Consider the following 23,735-nt stretch of genomic DNA (forward strand, 5'->3'; position numbering starts at 1 on the left):
AATAAACATTATACCTATATATAATGACTACATCGTAGAGTTTATTTGTGTTTTTTGTAACAAAATTTACTAAAAAACGTCCTATCTTTAAATTCGATATAATCCATTCAATAACATGCTAGTTTACTTACGCTTATTTAAAGAAAGTTTTACGTTTGCCATCAATGCACTTCGTAATAATAAGTTGCGAACATTTTTGTCGTTATTGGGTGTAACTATTGGGATTTTCTCAATTATTGCAGTTCTTGCAGCCGTTGATTCTTTAGATAGAAATATTAAAGATCAGTTAAGTGGTTTAGATAAAAATACTATTTATTTAACCAAATATTCTTTTGGTCCTACCGATGTGCCACGTTGGCAACGTGATAATTTTAAACAAGTTGAACATGATGATTTTGAATTTATCCAACGTAATATTGCTAATATTGAAGCTTCAGCTTATGTGATTTTTGGTGGTTCGGAAACTATAAAATATGAAGGTGAAACTATTGCAGGTGTAAATGTAACGCCGGTTTCAAACGGAATATATGATATTGAAAGTTTAAAGGTTGAAAATGGCCGTTTTTATACAGAATCTGAATCTGTATCTGGTGCACCAGTAATTGTTTTAGGTAACACTATTGCCGAAAATTTATTTAAAACTATTAACCCTATCGGAAAAACAATACGTGTTTACGGTAGAAAGTTAACTGTAATTGGAGTGCTTAAAAAAATGGGTTCTGGTTTAGGAGATTCTCCCGACGAAAAAGCATTTGTACCAGCTAATTTTGTAAGACGTTTTCAAAATGGAGGTAGTGATGGTATTGCGGGAGCTGTAATTATAAAACCTAAAAAAGGTGTAGATATTGCTGCTTTTGAGCAAGTTTTAAAACAAAAATACAGAAACTATAGAGCTTTAAAAGCTGATGAGCCCGATAACTTTTTTGTAAATAAACTATCAGGAATGACCGATGCTATTGATGGTATTATTGCCACCATGAATGGAATGGGGTGGATTATTAGTGGATTCTCATTATTAGTTGGAGGTTTTGGAATTGCCAATATTATGTTTGTAAGTGTTAAAGAACGTACAAGCCTTATTGGAATACAAAAATCACTAGGTGCTAAAAACAGATTTATATTATTTCAGTTTTTATTTGAAGCCGTTATTTTAGCTGTAATTGGCGGATTGATAGGCTTGGTATTTGTGTGGATTGTGTCCTTAATCGCTTCAAGTTTTACCGGAGATTTTGAGTTTATCTTATCTTTCGGAAATATGTTTTTAGGATTTTCTCTCTCTACATTAATTGGATTAATATCGGGAGTGATTCCTGCAATTTCAGCATCTAGATTAGATCCTGTTGAAGCGATTAGGACGGGAATGTAAATTTTCGGGTTAACCTAAATATTAAATAATTGTAGCTACTTCGCTACATACAAATTCTAGAAAACGTTCGTCTGCTTCAGTAAAAGGATCAGGAGTGTTTGAGTCAATATCAATTTGTCCTAAATTTTCACCATTCACAAAAATAGGAATTACAATTTCAGCCTTTACAGTTATGCTACAGGCAATATAATTGTCTTGAGCAGCAACATCTGCAACTACAAAATTCTCATTACTCACAGCAACCTGTCCGCAAATACCTTTTCCAAAAGGGATAATAGTATGATCTGTAGGTTCTCCAACATATGGACCAATTTTTAGTTCATTTTTATCTCCATTTTTAAAGTAAAATCCAACCCAGTTGTAATATGAAACATTGCTTTCTAAAACTTCACAAATAGTCATTAACTTTTTGTTAGTATCAGTTTCTGTGTTAGATATGATAGTCTTTATTTCGGTTTTTAGGAGCTCGAAATTCATGATTTTTAATTTTTTTTGTAAAAGTATCTTAAAACAGAGACATAAAAACTTCAATTTGTATAAATTTAACACTCATTAACGCCTGTAATTTTTTAAAGTGAAACACTTATTTGTAAAATATAAATCTGTAGTGAAATTTATAATCACTTTTTTGTTGGTATATCTAGTGCTTACAGTAATGTATAATACGTATTTAGGTTATTCGACTGGTGGGGAATTTAAAACAGATTATATAACCAATTTAGTAGCCAAACAAAGTCAATCACTTATTCATACTTTTGGTTACGATGCTACGGTGTCGCAACATACAGAAGAAGCCTCTGTTAAATTAATTTTAAATGGGAAATATGTAGCGCGTGTAGTGGAAGGATGTAACTCAATAAGCGTAATTATTTTATTTATTTCGTTTATTATCGCTTTTGCTGGAAAACTCAAAAGCACGATTTTTTATCTCCTAGCAGGAAGTGTGCTTATTTATGCTGTAAATATTATACGTATTGCCATCCTCTCAATAGGATTATACAATTATCCTTGGCGGAAAGAAATTTTACACACCGTTATATTTCCATTAATAATTTACGGTATTGTATTTTTATTGTGGATGTTTTGGGTTAATCGTTTTTCGAAATTAAAAAAAACAAATGAGTAAACTTCTCAAATATATCTGCATCTTTTTATTGTTTCTAATTTTGGTGCTTATTCGTGCTTTTGAGGATCAATTATTTTATGACCCATATTTATCGTTTTTTAAAAACGATTATCTCCATATGGATTTTCCAAGACGAGAAATTTTAAAACTAACGCTATTTACCTCGTTGCGATATGTGATGAATTCGGTGGTTTCATTGGGTGTTATTTATTTGTTTTTTAAAGACAAATCTATTTTAAAGTTTTCTACACTTATATATGTAGTCGCTTTTGTGGTGCTAATTTTAATTTTCTTGTATTTTGTGATTAATCCAGAACAAGAAGCTTATTATTTGTTTTTTAATTTCAGACGATTTTTAATTCAACCTATACTGCTATTACTACTATTACCAGCATTTTATTATTATAAGTTGAATAAATAAAATGTTAATCGTTGTGTTAGTATCTATTTTCTTTTTATGTATTTTTGCAACGTGATAACAACACTTTTACATAAAACGTTTTCAGTCGCATTAGCTATTTTAGTGCTTATATCTACAGTATATTTTACCGTAGATAAACATTATTGTGGCGAAAACTTAATGGCTGTTGCAGTGTTTTCTAAAGCAGAAAACTGCGGTGATGCTGTTGATGATTTTGTAGAAGAAGCGCATATAGAAGATCATTGTTGTACAAATAAAACTGAAATTGTTAAAGGTCAGGACGGGTTGAAATTTAGAGATTTTGACGATTTAGCCGATTTTCAACAATTATTTATTTCAAGTTATGCTTATTCCTTTATTAACCTTTTTGAAGGTTTACAACAACAAGTAATACCTCATAAAGATTATTCCCCACCCAACTTGGTTGCAGACATACAAGTGCTCGATCAAGTGTTTGTCATTTGATATTTTTAGAAGTTATGCTTTTTTTTGCTTCCGCAGAAATATGCCTGACTATACCCTTTTTTGATTGTAATTGATATAAAATCATTGTTTTATCAAGCAATCATTAAGCCGTTTACTGAAATTATTTAAAATGAAAAACAAAAAATAAATGTATAAAATATTATATTTCCTATTGTTTTGCCCCATGATATTGAGTGCACAAAACACTCTAGATGGTGTGATTCTAGAAGCAAATTCAGACCAAAAAACAATCCCATTGGCAGGAGCAAATGTGTATTGGTTACATACTACCGTTGGTGTAGTGACGGGGTTAGATGGTGAATTTTCAATTCCATATAAACCCGAATATAAAAAACTCGTAATTAGTTATGTGGGATACAAAACCGATACCTTAACTGTTAGAGATTCAAAATCGATTACTCATAATCTTCAACCTACAAGTGATTTAGATGAAATTACCATTACCTCAAGAAAACAATCTACCTCAAAATCTTATTTAGCTGCTCAAAATATTATGACAGTTAGTAGCGATGAGTTATTAAAAGCGGCGTGTTGTAACCTTTCTGAGAGTTTTGAAACCAACCCGTCTATTGATGTTAATTTTGCCGATGCTATTTCGGGAACACGACAAATACGTATGTTAGGTTTAACGAGTCCATATATTTTAATAGCTATGGAAAATATCCCAACCGTTCGTGGTGCAGCACAGGCTTATGGGTTGAGTTTTACACCAGGAACTTGGGTTGAAAGTATTCAAATTACTAAAGGAGCAGGTAGCGTTGTTAATGGATACGAAAGTATTGCAGGACAAATTAATGCCGAACTTCAAAAACCATCAAAAGATAATCGTTTCTTCTTAAATTTATATGGCGCTACTAGTGAGCGTTTAGAGCTAAATACACACTTTAATACTAAAGTAAGTGATAAGTGGAGTACAGGATTGTATATTCATGGGAATTCGCATCAAAAAAAGCACGATGTTAATGATGATGGTTTTATGGATATGCCAATCTATAATCAAATAAATGTGATGAATCGTTGGCAATATACTAATAACGAAAAAGGCTTGGTCAGTTTTCTTAATGTGAGATATCTTAATGACGAAAAACAAACAGGTGAGATTGATTTTAACCCAGATACAGATAAGCTTACTACAAATGCTTGGGGTAGCGAAATTAATACTGAACGTTTTGATTTTTCAGGTAAATTTGGATACGTAAACCCAGAAGTGCCTTGGCAAAATTTAAGTGCACAATTTGCAGCAAGTCATCATAAACAAGAGTCTTATTTTGGATTAAACACTTATAATATTAAGCATAATAGCGTATATTCTAGTGTTAATTATAGTTCAATTATTAGTGATTCTAGACATAAATTTAACACAGGAGTTAGTTTTACTTACGATCATTATGATGAAACTTTAAGTACAACAGATTTTGAACGTACAGATAATTCTGTTGGCGCTTATGTAGAATATGCTTTTGATAATTTGGAGCGTTTAAATTTAACCGTAGGTTTAAGAGCAGATCAGCATAATAGACTAGGTTTTTTTGTAACACCACGTGTACATGCAAGATATACGCCATGGGAAAAAGCAGCATTCAGAGCCTCTTTTGGTCGTGGAAAACGTAGTGCTAATATTTTTGCTGAAAATCAAAATATATTTTCAACATCAAGACAGATTAATATTTTAAATTCAGGTGGTAAAATTTATGGGTTAGATCCAGAAATTGCTTGGAATTATGGCGTATCTTTCTTACAAGGATTTAACTTCTTAGGAAGAAAAGCAGATATAACGTTAGATTATTACCGTACCGATTTTCAAAATCAAATTGTTGCCGATTGGGAAAATCCTCAAGAAGTGAATTTTTACAATTTAGATGGCGAAAGTTATGCTAATAGTTTTCAGGCAGAAGTAAGCTACAATGCTTTTACAAATTTTGATATGCGTTTAGCCTACAAATTATACGATGTAAAAACAACGTATCAAACCGAAACCTTAGAGAAGGCATTAACTCCAAAACACCGTTTTTTCGCCAATGCATCTTATCAAACAGCAGGACATGGTGTGATTGAGAAATGGAAGTTTGATGTAACATATAATTGGTTAGGACAACAACGTTTTACAAACACATCAAGTAGTCCGTCTCAATATCAAAGAGATGAATACACACCAACTATAGGAACTTTAAATGCGCAAGTCACTAAAGTGTTTTCTTCTAAATTTGAAGTATATTTAGGAGGAGAGAATATAACTAATGTTAGACAAAGCGATCCTATTATTGGAGCAGACGATCCTTTTGGAGCTAACTTTGATACTAGTTTTGTATATGGTCCAATTTTTGGAAGTATGTATTATGCAGGTTTAAGATTTAAAATATTATAAAAATAAAACAAAGAATTATGAAAAAACTAATTGTATTATTAACGCTATTAGTAGCGAGCGTGTCATTTGCACAAAACAAAAATGAAAAAGGATCTTTACAAGTTGATGGTGTTTGTGGCATGTGTAAAGAACGCATTGAAAAAGCAGCTATTAAAACTAAAGGTGTAAAAAGCGCTATTTGGAGCGTGAAAACTCACGAACTGAAAGTTATTTTTGATGCTCGTAAAACAAACTTAGATAGTATTGAAAAAAAAGTAGTAGCTGTTGGGCATGATACTCCAAAAGTTAAAGCTACACAAGACGCATACAGCGCATTACACCCATGTTGTTATTACAGAGATGAAGCTGTGAAAGATGATCATAAAGAGTAAATGCTTATAAGGCCTGAATATCTATTCAGGCTTTTTTTTTGTCTTGTTTTTCTCACAAAAAATATGTATATTACTGTATCACTAATAATATGAAATTATGGCAAGAGCACTTATTTTTTCAGGAACTTCACAGGTGGAGGCTCTGGGTATAAAAAACAGATTGAATGAGGAAGGGATTTCTTTTTTTGAAATAAATAAAATGGATTCTTCCTACGCAGGTGTTATAGGAGAAATTGAAATTTATGTAAATACTGAAGATGAAACAAAAACTCTAGCCGTTTTAAGTTCACTGTCGACAGAATAAAAGAATGATTTATTTAGAATAAAAAAACGCTTCAAAATTAATTGAAGCGTTTTTTTTAGTTATAATAAACTGAAGCTGTGTCTCGATAATTTCGATTACATCATTCCTGGCATACCACCACCCATTGGAGGCATAGCCGGAGCATCTTCTTTAATATCAATTAAAGCACATTCTGTAGTTAAAATCATACCAGCAACCGATGCCGCATTTTCTAATGCGATACGTGTTACTTTTTTAGGATCTATAATACCAGCTTTAAGCATATCAACATATTGATCTGTTTTAGCATCGTAACCAAAGTCTTTTTTACCTTCTAATACTTTTGATACAACAACACTACCTTCACCACCTGCATTTTCAACAATAGTACGTAAAGGTGCTTCAATAGCACGTGCTACAATTTGAATTCCTGTAACTTCATCAAGATTTTCACCAGTTAGTTTTTCAAGCAAGCTTTTAGCTCTCACTAAAGCAACACCACCACCAGCAACAATACCTTCTTCAACAGCTGCGCGTGTAGCATGTAAAGCATCATCAACTCTATCTTTTTTCTCTTTCATTTCAACTTCACTAGCTGCACCAACATAAAGTACTGCAACACCTCCAGCTAACTTAGCTAAACGTTCTTGTAGTTTTTCTTTATCGTAATCACTAGTTGTAGTTTCAATTTGAGCTTTAATTTGGTTTACTCTACCTTTTATAATTTCAGCATCACCAGCACCGTTAACAATTGTTGTGTTGTCTTTATCTATAGTTACTGTTTCTGCAGTTCCTAACATTGATAAATCAGCGTTTTCTAAAGAGAATCCTCTTTCTTCAGAAATTACAACTCCACCTGTTAAGATAGCGATATCTTCAAGCATGGCTTTACGACGGTCTCCAAATCCTGGTGCTTTTACAGCAGCAATTTTTAATCCACCACGTAATTTGTTTACTACTAATGTTGCTAGAGCTTGTCCATCAACATCTTCAGCGATAATTAATAACGGACGTCCAGATTGTGCAACTGGTTCTAAGATTGGAAGAATTTCTTGTAAGTTAGAAATCTTTTTATCGAATAATAAAATGTATGGATTTTCTAAATCAGCAATCATTTTATCTGCATCTGTTACAAAATATGGAGATAAGTAACCTCTGTCAAATTGCATACCTTCAACAACGTCAACATAAGTTTCCATTCCTTTAGCTTCTTCAACAGTAATTACACCTTCTTTACCAACTTTTCCAAATGCTTTGGCAATTAAATCACCAATAGTATCATCATTGTTAGCAGAAATAGCAGCTACTTGTTTTATTTTATCTGAATCACTACCTACTTTTTGAGCTTGTTTTTCAAGTTCTGCAGTAATAGTTAAAACCGCTTTATCAATACCGCGTTTTAAATCCATTGGATTTGCACCAGCGGCAACATTTTTTAATCCTTCTTTTACAATTGCTTGAGCTAAAACAGTAGCGGTAGTTGTACCATCTCCTGCTAAATCATTGGTTTTTGAAGCAACTTCTTTTACCATTTGAGCACCCATGTTTTCTAATGGGTTTTCTAATTCTATTTCTTTTGCAACAGAAACACCATCTTTGGTAACTTGTGGAGCTCCAAAGCTTTTTCCTATAATTACATTACGACCTTTTGGTCCTAAAGTTACTTTTACAGCATTTGCTAATGCATCTACACCACGTTTTAATCCGTCGCGAGCTTCGATATCAAATTTTATGTTTTTTGCCATTTTTGTATGAATTTAAAGTTTCAATATTTAAAGTTTTTTAGCACTTGTGTATAGAAACGTTTGTGTTTTATAATTTATTAATTGTAATAATACGTTGCTTGTAATTAAACAAGCTGTTATTTATTTTAGATAATTGCTAAAATATCTGCTTCACGCATAATTAAATAGTCTTTACCTTCTAATTTAAGATCAGTACCAGCGTATTTTCCGTAAAGAACAGTGTCACCAACTTTAACAGTCATTGGCTCATCTTTTGTTCCTTTACCAACAGCAACAACATTTCCTTTTTGAGGTTTTTCTTTTGCGTTATCCGGAATTATAATTCCTGATGCTGTTTTAGTTTCAGCCTCTACAGGTTCAATAAGAACTCTATCTGCTAGTGGTTTAATGTTTAAGCCCATTTGTTATATGTTTTTTTAATTAAATTTTGTTTTATACTATGTGATAGTACTAAAAATGTGCCAATGAAAGCTGACTGACAAACTTTCAGTCACAAAAAAAAGCCAACGATATTTCGTTGGCTTTTTTTTTATGTTAAAGGCTAATTTTTATTTAGCGCTATCGTTTTCTGTTGTTGCTGCAGGTGTTGCAGTATCTGTTGTTGGAGCTAATTCAATAGGAGCAGTTGTTGCTGCATCTACATCTAAAGCTTTAGATTCTGTAGCGCCATTACCTCCGTTGATTGCCACACTAGACACAAGGATTAAAGCTAAAAGAAGTGTTGCTAAAGCCCAAGTACTTTTATCTAAAAAGTCTCCGGTTTTTTTAACACCACCAATTTGTTGAGATCCACCTCCTCCAAATGAAGAAGATAATCCACCACCTTTAGGGTTTTGAACCATTATTACTACAACTAATAAAAATGCAACTAGCACTATAAGGATTAAAAAGATTGTAAAAGTATTCATTATTTATGTGTTATTTTTTTCTTGTAATTGTTTTACTGCCTTAATTTGGTCTGCAAAGAAACCACTTTTTTCTGGATATTTCAAACTTAAAATTTTATAAGATTGAATTGCCTTGTTATAATTCTTCTGTTCCAAGTAAATTCTTGCCAAAGTTTCGGTCATGAGTTCATCGTTTTGAACTTCAGTAGACTTAGCGAGATTGGGGGTTGGCTTGTTTTCTTTGGTTGGTTTTATTTTAGGATTTGCAATTAAAAATTTATCAATAAGATCGAAATTATTTTGTGATGAAATCTCTTTTATTTTTATTTTTTTAGCCTTTTTTTCTTCAATTTCTGGGTTTCTTTCAATAGGATTAAAGCGTGTAATGTTTAACCATTCGGAAAAAGAATGGGTTTCATTTTTGGAGAAATCTAGAGGTTCTCCAATTTGAAGTTGCTTTTCTATAGCATCAGGTGTGTTGATTTTTAGGGCTAATTCAGTATCGGTTTTTTCTTCAAATAAATTAGGATCTAAAACACCTTCGGTAGCATCAATTTGTTCTTTTAGAATGTCATCTAGTGTTACATTTTTATTTACCGAAAGATCATCGGCATCATTAATGTCTAATGTTTTTAAATGCTCTAGATTCTCTTTTATTTGTTGCGATATTTTATTTTGGTTAAATGCTTCCGAAGTAATAAAATCAAATAAAACACTACGGTCTGTGGTATGTGCTGCTGTTGTTTTTAATTCTTGATTGTATTTGAAACTGCCGTTATTTTTAAGTCCTTTTAAGTATAACGTTCTTGCAGGTTGAAAATACGGATACCGCGCAATTAGTGCTGTGAGGTCACTTATTTGTGTGATGCTCACCTCTTGTGGGTTTTGTATTAATATTGTAAAATCTTGTAACTGCATAAATTTAAATTACCATTTTGCTAATGTAGCGTTAATGATATCTTGTGTTAAGCGGTCAAAAATTTCTTCGTGTGCTGTTGTTTTTGCTGATCCGGTAAGTTGTTCGTCTCCATCATAATCGTAAAAGAATGAAAAACGTTGATTAAACTCTTCTTCAAAATTAGTTTTATCATAATAACGTACTTGCACACTAATGGTTAGTCTGTTTTGTGCTGCAGTATTATCGGCAGTTGCAGTGGTAGGGGAGATGCGATATTCTGTTATTTCACCTTCGTAAGTTAAATCTCCGTTTGAATTAACTAAACTTAAACTGGTTTGGTTTAGTATAAGATCTTGCAAAGCTTGTGTGAAATCTCTGTCTAATCCAGGTTCAATTAATGCCGCGTTATTTTGAAAATAATTGACTTGAAAAGTTTCTATTTCTGGCCCGATAGAGATTCCTGTAAATCCGTATTGTACTTTACATCCAAAGGTTGTAAGTGCGATAACAATAAGTAATGTGTATTTAAAAATATGTTTCATGCGTGTAATTTGTTGCTAATTTATTCTATTTTATTTCAACGGAATTAAATAATACTAACGTGAAATTATAAATCGTATTGTTTAATTTTTCTATATAAGGTACGTTCGCTAATACCTAATTCTGCGGCAGCCAATTTACGTTTTCCTTGATGACGCTCTAAAGATTTTTTAATCAATTCTAATTCTTTATCGTGTAATGAAAGGGTTTCTTCTTCTTCAATTTCTTCAGCAAAATGATATTTGTCTTGTAAATCATCGCTAATAATTGTGTTGGTTTCTGTACCTTTTTCAGGTAAAGATAACACGCTTAGATCTTCAATTGTTACATCATCATGTGTTTCATTATCATTATCTTCACCGTAAATTTTTTGAATTAAACTTTCATTATCCTTCTTTACATCTTTTACGTTATCATGTTTCATGAGTTCCATAGTAAGCTTTTTTAAATCATTTAAATCGCTTTTCATGTCAAATAATACTTTGTATAGTATTTCTCGTTCACTACTAAAATCACTTTCAGATTTTGAGGTGTTTATAACTGCGGGTAAGTTATTGTTGATATTAGGTAAGTATCCTTGTAATGTTGTAGCGTTGATAATTCTGTGTTGTTCTAATACCGAAATTTGCTCAGCAACATTACGTAATTGTCTAATATTACCAGACCATCTGTATTTTATAAGTAAAACAATAGCCTCGTCGGTAAGTTTTATGGTTGGCATTTTATATTTTAAAGCAAAATCGCTCGCAAATTTCCTGAACAATAAATGCACATCATCTTTTCGCTCACGTAATGGTGGTAAAGGGATGTCAATAGTGCTTAATCTGTAGTATAAATCTTCTCTGAATTTTTCTTTTTTAATGGCGTCAAACATGTTTACGTTTGTTGCGGCAACAATACGTACGTTTGTTTTTTGAACTTTGCTAGATCCTACTTTTATAAATTCACCATTTTCTAACACACGTAATAAACGTACTTGTGTCGTTAATGGTAATTCTCCAACTTCATCCAAAAATATAGTTCCACCATCTGCAACTTCAAAATATCCGTTTCTGGTTGCAGAAGCTCCTGTAAATGCGCCTTTTTCGTGACCAAAAAGTTCAGAGTCTATAGTTCCTTCCGGAATTGCTCCACAGTTTACAGCAATATATTTACCGTGTTTTCTGTGTGATAATTGATGGATAATTTTAGGAATACTTTCTTTACCAACTCCAGATTCTCCGGTAACTAAAACCGAAATATCTGTTGGTGCAACTTGTATCGCTTTTTCAATAGCACGATTAAGTTTGTCGTCGTTACCAATAATGCCGAAGCGTTGTTTAATAGCTTGTATAGATTCCATATATAGTAAATAAAAGTATCTGGATTTTAAAATACCTATTTATAGGTCTTCTGTTTTAATCGGTCAACTTTGTTCTTTTTTATTTTAGTTAGTGTTGTTTATTCCACAATTTCTCCAATAAGTGTTGAGCTTGTACAATCGGTGATTTTTACATTCACTAAATCTCCAATTACATATTTTCCTTTTGGGAATACAGCCACTTTATTTTCAGAAGTTCGCCCAGACCATTGTTGATCTGATTTTTTAGATTGACGCTCTACAAGAACTTCAACTACAGTATTAAGGTGTTGTTTAGTTCTTAATTCGTTATGTGTACGCTGTAACGCTACAATTTCGTTAAGACGTCGTTTTTTAACTTCTTCAGGAACATCATCCTCCATTTTTCGCTCTGCAAGTGTTCCTGGACGTTCCGAATATGAATACATGTATCCAAAATCGTATTTTACATAGTCCATTAAACTTAAAGTGTCTTGATGATCTTGCTCGGTTTCTGTTGGGAATCCTGCAATTAAATCTTGACTAATTGCGCAATTAGGAATAATACGACGAATGTTATCTATTAATGTAAAATATTCCTCACGCGTATGTAAACGGTTCATTTCTTTTAATATCCTGTTGCTACCACTTTGCACAGGTAAGTGAATATGGTTACAGATATTATGGTGTTTCGCCATAGTTTCAATTACATCTAACGTTAAATCTTGTGGGTTAGATGTTGAGAAACGCACACGCATTTTTGGTTGTGTATTAGCGCATAATGCTAAAAGACTAGAAAAATCTACTGCCGTTGCTTTTTGCATATCGGTAGCTTTTACAAAATCTTTCTTCATACCACCACCATACCAAAGGTAACTATCTACATTTTGACCAAGTAGCGTAATTTCTTTATAACCTTTGCTCCATAAATCGTTAATTTCTTCAATAATACTTTGTGGATCTCTACTGCGTTCGCGTCCTCTAGTAAAAGGTACTACACAAAATGTACACATATTATCGCAACCACGTGTAATAGATACAAAAGCACTTACGCCGTTAGTATTTAAACGTACTGGAGAAACATCACCGTAAGTTTCTTCTTTAGATAAAATAACATTTATAGCATCTCTACCATCTTCAACTTCAGCAAGTAAATTTGGTAAATCTTTATACGCATCAGGACCAACAACAAGATCTACAATTTTTTCTTCTTCTAAAAACTTACTTTTTAGTCTTTCGGCCATACAACCTAATACCCCCACTTTCATTTTTGGATTAATACGTTTTACCGCATTGTATTTTTGAAGGCGTTTACGTACAGTTTGTTCGGCTTTATCTCTAATTGAACAGGTGTTTACTAATACTAAATCGGCATCTTCCAAAACAGTTGTGGTATTGTAACCTTCTTTAGATAAAATTGAAGCAACAATCTCACTATCACTAAAATTCATTGAGCAGCCGTAGCTTTCAATAAAAAGTTTGCGTGTGTTTTCGGTCTTCTGTTCTACAATAAGAGCGTTTCCCTGTTTATTTTCGTCAATAATTTTTTCCATAGCATTTACTGAAATTACAATCAGTCTATATAAGTATACAAAGATACTATTATTTTAGATATTGTGACAAAGTGACAGTTTCATTTTTTTATCTTTTTATATGTTGAAGTGTTAGGTAAACGTGATTTCGGTTTAAATATATATTAAGGTATTATCAAATTTTCAAAGAATATCTTAAGGTTTTGTTGAAAATGCTTCATTTTAAACGAGGATATTATGTCCGATTTAGATAAAATTGAATTGAAAATTTGAAAAATTAGGCTCGTAAACTTTTTTTCACATACATTTGTAGCCTTAAAAAAATGATATATGGCGAAGAATTTAGTAATTGTTGAGTCACCTGCTAAAGCAAAAACTATCGAAAAATTTCTTGGAAAAGATTATAAGGTAGAATCTAGTTTTGGACATATTTCCGACTTACCATCCAAGGAGTTAGGTGTAGATGTGGAAGGTGATTTTAAACCAAAATATGAAGTTTCAAAAGATAAAAAAGCAGTTGTAAAAAAACTGAAAGATTTAGCAAAGAAAGCAGAAATGGTATGGCTAGCTAGTGATGAGGATCGCGAGGGAGAAGCTATTGCTTGGCATTTAGCTGAGACTTTAAAGTTAGATAAAGACAAAACTAAACGTATTGTATTTCATGAAATTACTAAAACAGCTATTCAAAAAGCGATTGAAAACCCTAGAGGTATAGATTATGATTTGGTAGATGCACAACAAGCACGTCGTGTATTAGATAGAATTGTAGGTTATGAATTATCTCCAGTATTATGGCGTAAAGTTAAAGGAGGATTATCAGCAGGTAGAGTACAATCTGTATCGGTAAGACTTATTGTAGAACGCGAACGTGATATACAAGAATTTACAGCACAAGCATCTTATCGTATTGATGCTGAATTTTCAAATGAAGATGGCCAAACCTTTAAGGCGAAACTTCCAAAAAACTTCTCTTCAAAAGCCGAAGCACAAAAATTTTTAGAAGCTAATTTATCAGCAGACTTTAAAGTTGCCGATTTACAAAAAAAGCCAGCTAAAAAATCTCCAGCAGCTCCATTTACAACATCTACATTACAACAAGAAGCCGCTAGAAAATTAGGGTATTCTGTAAGTAGAACAATGTCAAACGCACAACGTTTATATGAAGCCGGTTTAATTACCTATATGAGAACAGATAGTGTAAACTTATCTGACGAAGCTAAAAAAGGTGCCGAAACAGAAATTAAAAACGCTTACGGTGATGATTACAGTAAGCCAAGAAATTATAAAGGAAAATCTAAAGGTGCTCAGGAAGCTCACGAAGCGATTAGACCAACAGATTTTTCAAAGCATACAGTGAATGTAGAACGCGACCAAGCTAGATTATATGATTTAATCTGGAAACGCGCCATTGCATCACAAATGAGTGAAGCGCAATTAGAACGTACTAACGTGAAAATTAGTGCAACAACGCACAAAGAAACATTTACTGCAAATGGTGAGGTAATTACTTTTGAAGGATTCTTAAAAGTGTACTTAGAAGGTACAGATGATGAGGATGCCGAGCAAGATGGAATGTTACCTGCAATGCGTACCAATGAAACATTACTTAATAGTTATATCACCGCAACCGAGCGTTACACAAGACCACCAGCAAGATATACTGAAGCTGCTTTAGTGAAGAAACTTGAGGAACTTGGTATTGGACGTCCGTCAACTTATGCGCCAACCATTTCAACAATTCAAAATAGAAATTATGTTGAAAAAGGAGCGGTAGATGGTGTAGAGCGTAATTACACGCAAATCACCTTGCAAGACGACAGTATTGCTGATAAAACATTAAGTGAAAAAGTAGGATCAGATAAAGGGAAATTAGTACCTACTGATATTGGAATGATTGTAACTGACTTTTTAGTGAATCATTTTGAAAATATTTTAGATTACAACTTTACCGCAAAAGTAGAAGCAGATTTTGATGAAATTGCTGAAGGTAAAGAAGACTGGATAAAAATGATGAAAGCCTTTTATAAAGATTTTCATCCTGTAGTTGTTGATGTTCAAGAAAACGCCGATAGAGAATCTGGAGAACGTATTTTAGGAACAGATCCAGAATCTGGAAAACAAGTGAGTGTACGTTTAGGTAAATTTGGGCCAATGGTACAAATAGGTACTGTTGATGATGAAGAAAAACCTCAGTTTGCTAGTTTGTCTCCAGAACAACAATTAAACACAATTACTTACGAAGAAGCGATGGACTTGTTTCAACTCCCAAAAGCTTTAGGTGTTTTTGAAGATGAACCTGTTGAAGTTAATAATGGTCGTTTTGGACCTTATGTAAAGTTTGGTACTGCTTATGTGTCTTTACCAAAAGGAACAGATCCTTTAAGTGTAGAGTTAGATGATGCTATTGTTTTAATTAAAGAAAAACAAAAAGCAGACGCACCTATATATATGTATAAAGATTTACCTGTACAAAAAGGTAAAGGACGTTTTGGACCATTTATAAAATGGAACAATATGTTTATCAATGTGAATAAAAAATATGACTGGGATAATTTATCAGATACAGATATTGTAACTCTTATTGATGAGAAAATTCAAAAAGAAATTGATAAAGTAATCCATAATTGGGAAGACGAAGGTATTCGTGTTGAAAAAGCCCGTTGGGGACGACATAATGTAATTAAGGGGAAAGTGAAAGTAGAGTTAGCTAAAACTGTTGATGTAACAGTGATGACTCTAGAAGAAGCAAAAGCACTTATTGAAGAAAAGTCACCTAAAAAGAAAGTTGCGAAAAAGAAAGCACCGGCGAAGAAAAAAGCTCCAGTGAAGAAAAAAGCAGCTGTAAAAAAGAAAGCAACAACAGCAAAAAAGAAATAGGCTAATACATGGATTTTAATTTTCTTTCACCAGTTTCAAAATTTGTTTTAGACCATAATGAGTTGTTATCTCATCAGGCATTAGGACGAAAATTGAAAGTGCATTCTGAACACGATGGGTTTCCAGACTTAACGGGTGTAACAGTTGCAATTGTAGGTGTTTTAGATAATAGAAATGAAGCCAATTACATTGGAGACGCTATTCAATTTGATGACGTTAGAAAGTCGTTATATAGTCTGTTTCCAGGAAATTGGCACACTACCATAGCCGATTTGGGTGATATAAAACCCGGAGCAAGTGTTGAAGATACTTATTATGCTCTAAAAATTACAATTACAAAATTATTAGAGCTAGACGTTATTCCTGTAATTTTAGGAGGAAGTCAAGATTTAACCTATGCTAATTATCGCGCATACGACACTATTTCGCCAATGGTAAATTTAGTGAACGTGGATAGTAATTTTGATTTAGGAGGTGCTATAAATTCTATAAATAGTACAGATTTCTTAGGGAAAATTATTCTTGAAGAACCTTTTAATCTATTTAATTATTCAACTATTGGTTATCAAACTTATTTTAATTCACAAGAACAAATAGATTTAATGGGTAAACTATATTTTGAAGCCTACCGTTTAGGAGAGGTTTCTCATAATATTAGTTTAGTTGAGCCCGTAATGAGAGATGCACATATAGTAAGTGTGGATTTAAAAAGTGTAAAAGCATCCGATGTTGGTTCTCGACAAAAATATTCACCTAACGGATTAGACGGAAAAGAAATTTGTGCCATTTCACGTTATGCAGGAATAAGTAATAAAGTATCCTCCTTTGGGATTTACGAATACAAGCCTTCTTATGACGATGATGTGACCGCTGTTTTAATAGCGCAAATGATTTGGTATTTTGTTGAAGGAATCAATTGTCGCGTACAAGATGACGATTTTAAAGACACAGATCAGTATCAGAAATACAATGTACTTATTGAAGATGAAGAACTTATATTTTTTAAGAGTATAAAAACTGGACGTTGGTGGATAGAGATACCTTTTTTACCAAATGTTAATAATAAATTAAAAAAACATACGTTATTACCTTGCACCCATGAGGATTATGTTGAAGCCAGTCATGGAAAGATACCAGAAAGATGGTATAAAGCGTATAAAAAGAATAGTTTTTAGTATATTTAGCTCTTTAAAATTTTAACACAGTCATAATAGATGAAATGCATTTTTAATAGACGAAATGCAATCATTGTAAAAAAAAAATTGTTTTTTTAAAAATATATAGATATGTTTACGACCTTAAATTTTGAATACCATATATTTTTAACAGAATATATATAAAAATCAACAACTAAAAATAATTTTAACCACGAGTTTCTATGAATATGAAGAAGTTTGCATTATTAACCGCTATTTTAGCTCTTATGGTCAGTTGTGGCTCTGGAGACAGAGGAGAACTAGTTGGAGTTAAAGGAAAGAAATGGCACCCAGAAAAGCCTTATGGTATGACACTTGTTCCTGGAGGAGCATTTATTATGGGGAAATCAGATGATGATTTAGCAGGAGTACAAGATGCACCAACTAGAACAGCAACTGTTAGAGCTTTCTATATGGATGAAACTGAAATTACAAACGGAGAGTACCGTCAGTTTGTAAATTGGGTAAGAGACTCAACTATCAGAACCAGACTTGCAATTATTGCAGATGAGTTTGGAATTGCACAAGCTGATGGTGGTGTTGGAGAATTTGCATTTAAAGATGCCGATTCATCTAACATGAGTGTTTATGAAAAATACATGATGGATAACTATAGTGGCTTAGGTCCTACAGGTTATGAAGGTAGAAAACTAAACAATGACGTTGAGCTTATCTTTAACACAGATGAATATCCTGATGAGTATTATGCTGAGGTTATGGATACAATGTACTTACCTTTAGAAGAATCTTATAATGGACAACGTACTTGGGATGTAGAGAAATTTAAATTTCAATACACACACATGGACATTCAAAAAGCTGCAAAAGATCGTAGTTTAAGACGTAGTGATGTTTTAATTACTGAAGAAGTAACTGTTTACCCAGATACTACTGCTTGGATTAGAGATTTCGCTTACTCTTATAATGAACCAATGCATAATGATTATTTCTGGCACGATGCTTACGGAGAATATCCTGTAGTTGGTGTGTCTTGGAAACAAGCTAATGCATTCTGTCAATGGAGAACATTAAATAAAAACGGTTACCAAAAAGAAAGAGGTAAAGCGTTTGTGAATAAATTTAGATTACCATCTGAAGCTGAATGGGAATATGCAGCTAGAGGGGGTCTTCAAGGAGCAACTTACCCTTGGGGTGGTCCTTACGCGAAAAACGATAGAGGTTGTTTTATGGCAAATTTTAAACCTTTACGTGGAGATTACGCAGCAGATCAAGCATTATATACTGTTGAAGCAGATGCTTACGAACCAAACGATTTTAACCTATACAATATGGCAGGTAACGTTTCAGAGTGGGTGTATGGGTCTTACGATGCAGGATCTTACGAATATTCTTCTACAATTAATCCTTCTGTAAATGACCAAGACAATCAACGTAAAGTTGTACGTGGTGGATCATGGAAAGATGTAGCTTATTTCTTACAAGTGAGTTCAAGAGATTATGAGTACGCAGATTCAGCAAGAAGTTATATCGGTTTTAGAACTGTTCAAGATTACATGGGAACAGAAGTAACTAAAAACGCAGCAACAAACTAACTAACAACATTAACAACTATTATTAACCAAACTAACAACTTAAGTAATTAACTTAAAAAACTAAACACAAAGTATTATGGCACAAAAAGGAAAACTTTCAACAATGAACATGGTCTATGGACTAGGAGCTGCAATTGTAATCGTAGGAGCTCTATTTAAAATTCAACACTGGCCTTATGGTTCTCAAATTTTAACATTAGGAATGGTTGTTGAAGCTGTTGTATTCGCAATTTCTGCTTTTGAAAAACAAGGAAATGAATTAGATTGGTCTTTAGTTTACCCTGAATTAACAGGAGGACAATCTGCACCTAAAAAAGGAGGTAAAGTAGAAGCTCCAACTGACGCAGATGGATTATTATCTAAAAAATTAGACAACTTATTAAAAGAAGCTAAAATTGATGGTGCATTAATGGAAAGCTTAGGAACAAGTATTAAAAACTTTGAAGGTGCTGCAAAAGGAATTTCTCCAACTGTAGATTCTATCGCTTCAACTAAAAAATACGGTGAGCAAATGACATTAGCTGCTGCACAATTAGAGTCATTAAATAGCTTATACAAAGTACAAATGGATAGCGCAAGCCGTCAAGCATCTATTAATGAAGAAGCTGTTGAAAACGCAACTAAATTAAAAGAACAAATGCAATCTTTAGCATCAAACTTATCATCTTTAAACGGTGTATATGGTGGAATGTTAACTGCAATGAACAAAAACTAATTAGTAACTAATTATTACTATTAATAATATTTAAAAAAACTAATTAGCATGGCAGGAGGAAAACAGTCCGCAAGACAGAAAATGATTAACTTAATGTATTTGGTATTCATCGCGATGATCGCAATGACAATGTCAAAAGAGGTATTATCTGCATTTGGGTTAATGGATGAAAAATTTGATAAAGCTAACGTATTAGCTGCAGCATCAAATGAAGGCATCTTAAATCAATTAAAAAGTAAAGCTGAAGATCAACCAGAAAATTTTGGTGAATCTGCTAAAAAAGCTGAACAAATCAGTAAAGTATCAGATGATTTATTTAAGTTCTTAGAGAACGTAAAGCAAGATGATATTGTTACTAAAGGAGGATACGAAAGAGAAGAAGACGGAAGTTTACCTTACGAAGAAATGGATAAGGGAGATAAGTTAACTGAACTTTGGTTTAACGGTGATGGACTTACTAAACGTGGTGAAGAAGTTGTTGGAGCAATCAACAAGTATAAAGCAGACGTGAAAAAAATAGTTGGTAACGAAGCTAAATGGGCTCCAGTTATTAAAAGTTTTGAAGAGCGTTTTTATACTGGTAAAGTTGCCGATAAAGATGGTGTTAAGAAATTATGGTTAGATTACCATTTTCAAGGATTCCCTTCTATCGCATCTTATACTAAGATTACTGCATTACAAAACGATATTAAATCTACTGAAACTAACATTTATAATGGTTTCTTAGGTAATCTTGTAAGTTCTGCAACATCTCTTAAAAACTACAAAGCAATTGTTATCGCAGATAAATCAGCATTTTTTGCTGGTGAGAAATTCCAAGGTAAAGTTGTATTAGGTAAATACTCTAATGTAACACCTACAAAATTAATGGTACAAGGTCAAGAAATTGATTTATCAAATGCTATTGATTCTACAGGAGCTGCAAGATTAGATTTCAACGTAGGTAACGTAGGAGAACATGATATTGAAGGTAAATTTACTTTCATGGAAGATGGGAAAGAACTTCCTATTGATATCATTGGAAACTATGTTGTTGTACCAAAACCAAACTCTGCTACTATTTCTGCAGATAAAATGAACGTTGTATATCGTGGTGTTAATAACCCAATGACAATTTCTTTTGCAGGTGTACCAGATAATAAAGTTTCTGCATCAGGAAACGGATTAACTAGAGCATCAGGATCAGGAAAATACAACATGAAGCCAACATCAGGTAGAGAAGTTTCAATTAGTGTAACTGCTACTTTAGATAATGGTGATCGTGTAAGTGATAAAGCAACTTTCAGAATTAAAGATATTCCTAAACCTTCAGGAAGAATGGCTGGTAAAACAGGTTCTTTCAAATTACCAAGAAACAATGTTGCTATTGGTAGAGTTGAAGCAATTTTAGAAGACTTTGATTTCGATTTACCTTTAACTGTTACAGGATTTAAAATTAAAGTACCAGGAAAACCATCAATTACATGTTCAGGTAATAGATTAAGTGGAGCTGCAAAGTCTGCTTTATCTCAAGCTAAACGTGGTGATGCAGTACAGATTTTCGAAATTAAATCGAGAAGTAATGGACCAGTTATTAAACCAGCTGCACCTATTGTAATTGAATTATCTAACTAAATCAACAAACGTTTTTAGTAGTAATTAATAAAAAAAAGAATGAAGATGAATTATAAATTTTTATTATCAGTAGCTCTAACTGTTGGTCTTAGCTCTAGCATGTTTTCTCAAGCAAACGTTTTAAACGCAAATGCTGCAGAAGAGATAGGAGTTAAAACAGAAGCTCAGTTAGCTTTGGATAATGACAAGCCGTTAGAATATGGTTATGTAGATGATAGAGACATTTTATACTCTAAAATGACATGGGAAAAAATCGTTCTTGATGAACGTGTTAACTTTCCATTATACTATCCTACAGATACTAATAATATTGGTAAAAATAGAAGACCTCTTTACTACGTGTTATTAAACGCTATTAAAGCAGGTAAAATCAAAAACGTTTATAGCGATTCTTATTTTACTACTAAGCGTACAGAGAAAGAGATTAAGGATATTACTACTAAAATTGATACATTAGATGTTGGTTACGACCAGTTTAATGCAGATGGTTATGTAGATCCTGAGTATATTACCACTACTACAATAGATGCTTACCACGTAAGTGCTTATTTGTTAAAAGGATTATGGTATTTTGATAAACGTCAAGGTGAATTAAAATACAGAATTCTTGGTATTGCTCCAGCAGCTCCGGATGTTAACTTTTTAGATGCAGAAAATCAAGTTCCAAATCCTTTATTCTGGTTATTTTTTCCAGAAGTAAGAGAAGTGTTACATGAAGCTAAAGCATTCAATAACAAAAATAGTGCAATGCCTGTATCTTTTGATCACATGCTAAATGCTAGACGATTTAACGCTTACATGTACAAAGAAGAAAATGTATATGGTGATAGAGAAGTTAAAGAGTATGTTGCTGATAATGCTTTAATGCAAATGTTGGAATCTGATAGAATCAAAGAAAAGATTAGAAATTTCGAACAAGATATGTGGTCTTACTAAGTTAAAACCATAAAATATAAAAGCCCACTGAAAAGTGGGCTTTTTTTGTTTAAAACTGAACCCAAACCTTAGTATCTTTGTCACTATGAAAGTAGATTATATTATTGTAGGTTGTGGTTTAGCAGGTATTGCTTTTTGTGAACTTTTAAAAGCAAATAACAAAACATTTATAGTGTTTGATAATGCTTCTCAGCATTCGTCTGTTGTTGCAGCAGGATTGTATAACCCTGTAGTTTTAAAACGATTTACAGAAGTTTGGAAATCTGATGAGCAATTACAATTAGCCTTACCAAAATATAAATTACTTGAAGAATTACTAGATGTTAAGTTAGATTATAAGTTACCGGTATATCGTAAGTTTTATTCTATTGAAGAACAAAATGAATGGTTTACAGCTGCAGATAAACCTTCGTTAGAACCTTATTTATCTACGCAATTGGTAAAGAATGATAATCTTTCTGTTGAGGCACCTTTTGGCTTCGGAAAAGTATTACAAACAGGTAGAATAGATACAAGTACACTAGTTCCTGCATATAAGAATTATTTAAAATCTAAAGATTGTTTGCAAGAAATTGGTTTTGATTACGAGGCGCTAATTCAAAATGAAAACTCAGTAAATTATAAAACCATTGAAGCCAATCAAATTGTGTTTGCTGAAGGTTTTGGCGTGGTTAAAAACCCGTTCTTTAATCACCTGCCTCTTAATGTTGCTAAAGGTGAAATATTAACTATTAAAGCACCCGATTTAAAGATTGATTATATTTTAAAATCATCGGTATTTGTGGTGCCTCTAGAAAATGATTTATATGCTGTTGGTGCAACATATAATTGGAAAGATACGACTAATGAAATTACAGAATCTGGTAAAGATGAGCTTGTTCGTAAACTAAAAACATTCATTAATTGTGATTTTGAAGTTGTCAATCAAGTCGCAGGAGTAAGACCAACAGTAAAAGACAGACGCCCTTTAATTGGACAACACAATACTTATAAAAACTATTTTGTATTAAATGGATTAGGAACACGTGGTGTAATGATTGCGCCTTATGTTGCTGAACAATTATTTCATTTTATTGAAAATAATACACCTTTAGATACCGAAATAAATATTAATAGGTTTACTACTTCTTAGAGTACTTCTTATCATAATGCACAAAAAAGTTAATCCATATATTTCTTGATAAACGCATTATTATTGGCCCAAAGCCAATTAAGGTTGCCACAATAACAAAGAAAGAAGTGACTAAGCCTCCACCTAAAAATAAGTAACTAATTACAAAAGCAGCTACTGCAAAAGCAATACCTACACCATAACTCACGTACATCGATCCGTAAAAAAATGACGGTTCCATCTCATATTTCGTACCGCAATTAGAACAATTACTATGCATTTTTATAGCGTGAGACAATATGTATGGGTTTTTCTTTACATACATAGATTCGTGTTGACATTTAGGACAACTTCCTGTGAAAATACTATATAATTTAGAGCCTTTTTTTATCATA

Annotated in this window: 23 protein-coding genes; 14 read left to right on the forward strand and 9 right to left on the reverse strand. The window is 32.7% G+C overall.

The window, feature by feature from the left end; genetic code table 11:
- Positions 1-115 precede the first annotated feature (115 nt).
- Entirely contained in the window at positions 116-1,366 is a 1,251-nt protein-coding gene (locus ACU4C5_RS08305; protein ID WP_446843733.1) for an ABC transporter permease, read from the forward strand.
- 21 nt (positions 1,367-1,387) lie between these two features.
- On the opposite strand, the gene ACU4C5_RS08310 is transcribed toward ACU4C5_RS08305, so the two are convergent.
- Positions 1,388-1,843 (reverse strand): XrtF-associated fRMsr-like GAF protein, encoded by a 456-nt coding sequence (locus tag ACU4C5_RS08310; RefSeq protein ID WP_446843734.1) that lies wholly within the window; start codon positions 1,841-1,843, stop codon positions 1,388-1,390.
- Between the two features lie 97 nt (positions 1,844-1,940).
- On the opposite strand from ACU4C5_RS08310, the gene xrtF reads away from it, so the two are divergent.
- The 6 genes from xrtF to ACU4C5_RS08340 all read left to right on the forward strand — a co-directional run bounded on the left by xrtF (position 1,941) and on the right by ACU4C5_RS08340 (position 6,439).
- Positions 1,941-2,492: an exosortase family protein XrtF gene (gene xrtF, locus ACU4C5_RS08315; RefSeq protein WP_446843735.1), complete on the forward strand. Its 552-nt coding sequence runs from the start codon at positions 1,941-1,943 to the stop codon at positions 2,490-2,492.
- On the forward strand, positions 2,485-2,913 hold the full coding sequence (locus tag ACU4C5_RS08320; protein WP_446843736.1) for an exosortase F system-associated membrane protein: 429 nt from the start codon (positions 2,485-2,487) through the stop codon (positions 2,911-2,913). The genes xrtF and ACU4C5_RS08320 overlap by 8 nt, the downstream gene beginning before the upstream one ends.
- Positions 2,914-2,964: 51 nt before the next feature.
- A complete protein-coding gene (locus ACU4C5_RS08325; protein WP_446843737.1) occupies positions 2,965-3,378 on the forward strand; it encodes an HYC_CC_PP family protein in 414 nt (137 codons plus the stop codon).
- Between the two features lie 148 nt (positions 3,379-3,526).
- Positions 3,527-5,764: a TonB-dependent receptor gene (locus ACU4C5_RS08330; protein ID WP_446843738.1), complete on the forward strand. Its 2,238-nt coding sequence runs from the start codon at positions 3,527-3,529 to the stop codon at positions 5,762-5,764.
- A gap of 17 nt (positions 5,765-5,781) precedes the next feature.
- Positions 5,782-6,135 (forward strand): heavy-metal-associated domain-containing protein, encoded by a 354-nt coding sequence (locus ACU4C5_RS08335; RefSeq protein ID WP_446843739.1) that lies wholly within the window; start codon positions 5,782-5,784, stop codon positions 6,133-6,135.
- A gap of 97 nt (positions 6,136-6,232) precedes the next feature.
- Positions 6,233-6,439, forward strand: a complete 207-nt coding sequence (locus ACU4C5_RS08340) for a putative signal transducing protein (protein ID WP_446843740.1) — start codon at positions 6,233-6,235, stop codon at positions 6,437-6,439.
- Positions 6,440-6,534: 95 nt separating this feature from the next.
- On the opposite strand, the gene groL is transcribed toward ACU4C5_RS08340, so the two are convergent.
- From groL to miaB, 7 genes are all read right to left on the reverse strand, one after another.
- The gene (gene groL / locus ACU4C5_RS08345; protein WP_446843741.1) at positions 6,535-8,163 is read right to left on the reverse strand and encodes a chaperonin GroEL; all 1,629 of its coding nucleotides are present in this window, start codon (positions 8,161-8,163) and stop codon (positions 6,535-6,537) included.
- Positions 8,164-8,288: 125 nt separating this feature from the next.
- On the reverse strand, positions 8,289-8,564 hold the full coding sequence (gene groES / locus ACU4C5_RS08350; RefSeq protein ID WP_446843742.1) for a co-chaperone GroES: 276 nt from the start codon (positions 8,562-8,564) through the stop codon (positions 8,289-8,291).
- A 147-nt stretch (positions 8,565-8,711) separates the two neighbouring features.
- Entirely contained in the window at positions 8,712-9,071 is a 360-nt protein-coding gene (gene secG / locus ACU4C5_RS08355) for a preprotein translocase subunit SecG (RefSeq protein ID WP_446843744.1), read from the reverse strand.
- A gap of 3 nt (positions 9,072-9,074) precedes the next feature.
- Positions 9,075-9,968 carry a DUF8458 domain-containing protein gene (locus tag ACU4C5_RS08360; RefSeq protein ID WP_446843745.1) on the reverse strand — a complete coding sequence of 298 codons (894 nt, stop codon included), beginning with the start codon at positions 9,966-9,968 and terminating at the stop codon, positions 9,075-9,077.
- A gap of 9 nt (positions 9,969-9,977) precedes the next feature.
- The gene (locus ACU4C5_RS08365) at positions 9,978-10,490 is read right to left on the reverse strand and encodes an LptE family protein (RefSeq protein ID WP_446843746.1); all 513 of its coding nucleotides are present in this window, start codon (positions 10,488-10,490) and stop codon (positions 9,978-9,980) included.
- A 65-nt stretch (positions 10,491-10,555) separates the two neighbouring features.
- Positions 10,556-11,830, reverse strand: coding sequence for a sigma 54-interacting transcriptional regulator (locus ACU4C5_RS08370; protein WP_446843747.1), 1,275 nt, complete (start codon positions 11,828-11,830; stop codon positions 10,556-10,558).
- Between the two features lie 98 nt (positions 11,831-11,928).
- Complete coding sequence (miaB, locus tag ACU4C5_RS08375) at positions 11,929-13,359, reverse strand: tRNA (N6-isopentenyl adenosine(37)-C2)-methylthiotransferase MiaB (protein WP_446843748.1); 1,431 nt, start codon at positions 13,357-13,359, stop codon at positions 11,929-11,931.
- Positions 13,360-13,668: 309 nt separating this feature from the next.
- Here miaB and topA point away from each other — a divergent pair, with 309 nt between their 5' ends.
- From topA to ACU4C5_RS08410, 7 genes are all read left to right on the forward strand, one after another.
- On the forward strand, positions 13,669-16,215 hold the full coding sequence (gene topA, locus ACU4C5_RS08380; RefSeq protein ID WP_446843749.1) for a type I DNA topoisomerase: 2,547 nt from the start codon (positions 13,669-13,671) through the stop codon (positions 16,213-16,215).
- An 8-nt stretch (positions 16,216-16,223) separates the two neighbouring features.
- Complete coding sequence (locus ACU4C5_RS08385; protein ID WP_446843750.1) at positions 16,224-17,390, forward strand: formimidoylglutamase; 1,167 nt, start codon at positions 16,224-16,226, stop codon at positions 17,388-17,390.
- Between the two features lie 209 nt (positions 17,391-17,599).
- A complete protein-coding gene (porK, locus tag ACU4C5_RS08390) occupies positions 17,600-18,964 on the forward strand; it encodes a T9SS ring complex lipoprotein PorK/GldK (RefSeq protein ID WP_446843751.1) in 1,365 nt (454 codons plus the stop codon).
- Between the two features lie 76 nt (positions 18,965-19,040).
- Positions 19,041-19,679 carry a type IX secretion system motor protein PorL/GldL gene (gene porL / locus ACU4C5_RS08395; protein ID WP_446843752.1) on the forward strand — a complete coding sequence of 213 codons (639 nt, stop codon included), beginning with the start codon at positions 19,041-19,043 and terminating at the stop codon, positions 19,677-19,679.
- Between the two features lie 48 nt (positions 19,680-19,727).
- A complete protein-coding gene (porM, locus tag ACU4C5_RS08400; RefSeq protein ID WP_446843753.1) occupies positions 19,728-21,293 on the forward strand; it encodes a type IX secretion system motor protein PorM/GldM in 1,566 nt (521 codons plus the stop codon).
- A gap of 45 nt (positions 21,294-21,338) precedes the next feature.
- Positions 21,339-22,229, forward strand: a complete 891-nt coding sequence (gene porN / locus ACU4C5_RS08405) for a type IX secretion system ring subunit PorN/GldN (protein ID WP_446843754.1) — start codon at positions 21,339-21,341, stop codon at positions 22,227-22,229.
- 85 nt (positions 22,230-22,314) lie between these two features.
- Positions 22,315-23,361, forward strand: coding sequence for an NAD(P)/FAD-dependent oxidoreductase (locus ACU4C5_RS08410; RefSeq protein WP_446843755.1), 1,047 nt, complete (start codon positions 22,315-22,317; stop codon positions 23,359-23,361).
- Here the strand turns inward: ACU4C5_RS08410 and ACU4C5_RS08415 are convergent.
- Positions 23,351-23,734, reverse strand: coding sequence for a DUF983 domain-containing protein (locus ACU4C5_RS08415; protein ID WP_446843756.1), 384 nt, complete (start codon positions 23,732-23,734; stop codon positions 23,351-23,353). The genes ACU4C5_RS08410 and ACU4C5_RS08415 overlap by 11 nt on opposite strands.
- Position 23,735 lies beyond the last annotated feature (1 nt).

The sequence above is a fragment of the Lacinutrix undariae genome (assembly GCF_052934785.1).

What these genes read in the sequence shown, in the direction of transcription:
- ACU4C5_RS08305 (WP_446843733.1), top strand. Translation starts at nt 116, where the DNA reads ATGCTAGTTTACTTACGCTTATTTAAAGAAAGTTTTACGTTTGCCATC.
- ACU4C5_RS08310 (WP_446843734.1), bottom strand. Translation starts at nt 1,843, where the DNA reads ATGAATTTCGAGCTCCTAAAAACCGAAATAAAGACTATCATATCTAAC.
- ACU4C5_RS08320 (WP_446843736.1), top strand. Translation starts at nt 2,485, where the DNA reads ATGAGTAAACTTCTCAAATATATCTGCATCTTTTTATTGTTTCTAATT.
- ACU4C5_RS08330 (WP_446843738.1), top strand. Translation starts at nt 3,527, where the DNA reads ATGTATAAAATATTATATTTCCTATTGTTTTGCCCCATGATATTGAGT.
- ACU4C5_RS08335 (WP_446843739.1), top strand. Translation starts at nt 5,782, where the DNA reads ATGAAAAAACTAATTGTATTATTAACGCTATTAGTAGCGAGCGTGTCA.
- ACU4C5_RS08340 (WP_446843740.1), top strand. Translation starts at nt 6,233, where the DNA reads ATGGCAAGAGCACTTATTTTTTCAGGAACTTCACAGGTGGAGGCTCTG.
- groL (WP_446843741.1), bottom strand. Translation starts at nt 8,163, where the DNA reads ATGGCAAAAAACATAAAATTTGATATCGAAGCTCGCGACGGATTAAAA.
- groES (WP_446843742.1), bottom strand. Translation starts at nt 8,564, where the DNA reads ATGGGCTTAAACATTAAACCACTAGCAGATAGAGTTCTTATTGAACCT.
- secG (WP_446843744.1), bottom strand. Translation starts at nt 9,071, where the DNA reads ATGAATACTTTTACAATCTTTTTAATCCTTATAGTGCTAGTTGCATTT.
- ACU4C5_RS08360 (WP_446843745.1), bottom strand. Translation starts at nt 9,968, where the DNA reads ATGCAGTTACAAGATTTTACAATATTAATACAAAACCCACAAGAGGTG.
- ACU4C5_RS08365 (WP_446843746.1), bottom strand. Translation starts at nt 10,490, where the DNA reads ATGAAACATATTTTTAAATACACATTACTTATTGTTATCGCACTTACA.
- ACU4C5_RS08370 (WP_446843747.1), bottom strand. Translation starts at nt 11,830, where the DNA reads ATGGAATCTATACAAGCTATTAAACAACGCTTCGGCATTATTGGTAAC.
- miaB (WP_446843748.1), bottom strand. Translation starts at nt 13,359, where the DNA reads ATGGAAAAAATTATTGACGAAAATAAACAGGGAAACGCTCTTATTGTA.
- topA (WP_446843749.1), top strand. Translation starts at nt 13,669, where the DNA reads ATGGCGAAGAATTTAGTAATTGTTGAGTCACCTGCTAAAGCAAAAACT.
- ACU4C5_RS08385 (WP_446843750.1), top strand. Translation starts at nt 16,224, where the DNA reads ATGGATTTTAATTTTCTTTCACCAGTTTCAAAATTTGTTTTAGACCAT.
- porK (WP_446843751.1), top strand. Translation starts at nt 17,600, where the DNA reads ATGAAGAAGTTTGCATTATTAACCGCTATTTTAGCTCTTATGGTCAGT.
- porL (WP_446843752.1), top strand. Translation starts at nt 19,041, where the DNA reads ATGGCACAAAAAGGAAAACTTTCAACAATGAACATGGTCTATGGACTA.
- porM (WP_446843753.1), top strand. Translation starts at nt 19,728, where the DNA reads ATGGCAGGAGGAAAACAGTCCGCAAGACAGAAAATGATTAACTTAATG.
- porN (WP_446843754.1), top strand. Translation starts at nt 21,339, where the DNA reads ATGAATTATAAATTTTTATTATCAGTAGCTCTAACTGTTGGTCTTAGC.
- ACU4C5_RS08410 (WP_446843755.1), top strand. Translation starts at nt 22,315, where the DNA reads ATGAAAGTAGATTATATTATTGTAGGTTGTGGTTTAGCAGGTATTGCT.
- ACU4C5_RS08415 (WP_446843756.1), bottom strand. Translation starts at nt 23,734, where the DNA reads ATGATAAAAAAAGGCTCTAAATTATATAGTATTTTCACAGGAAGTTGT.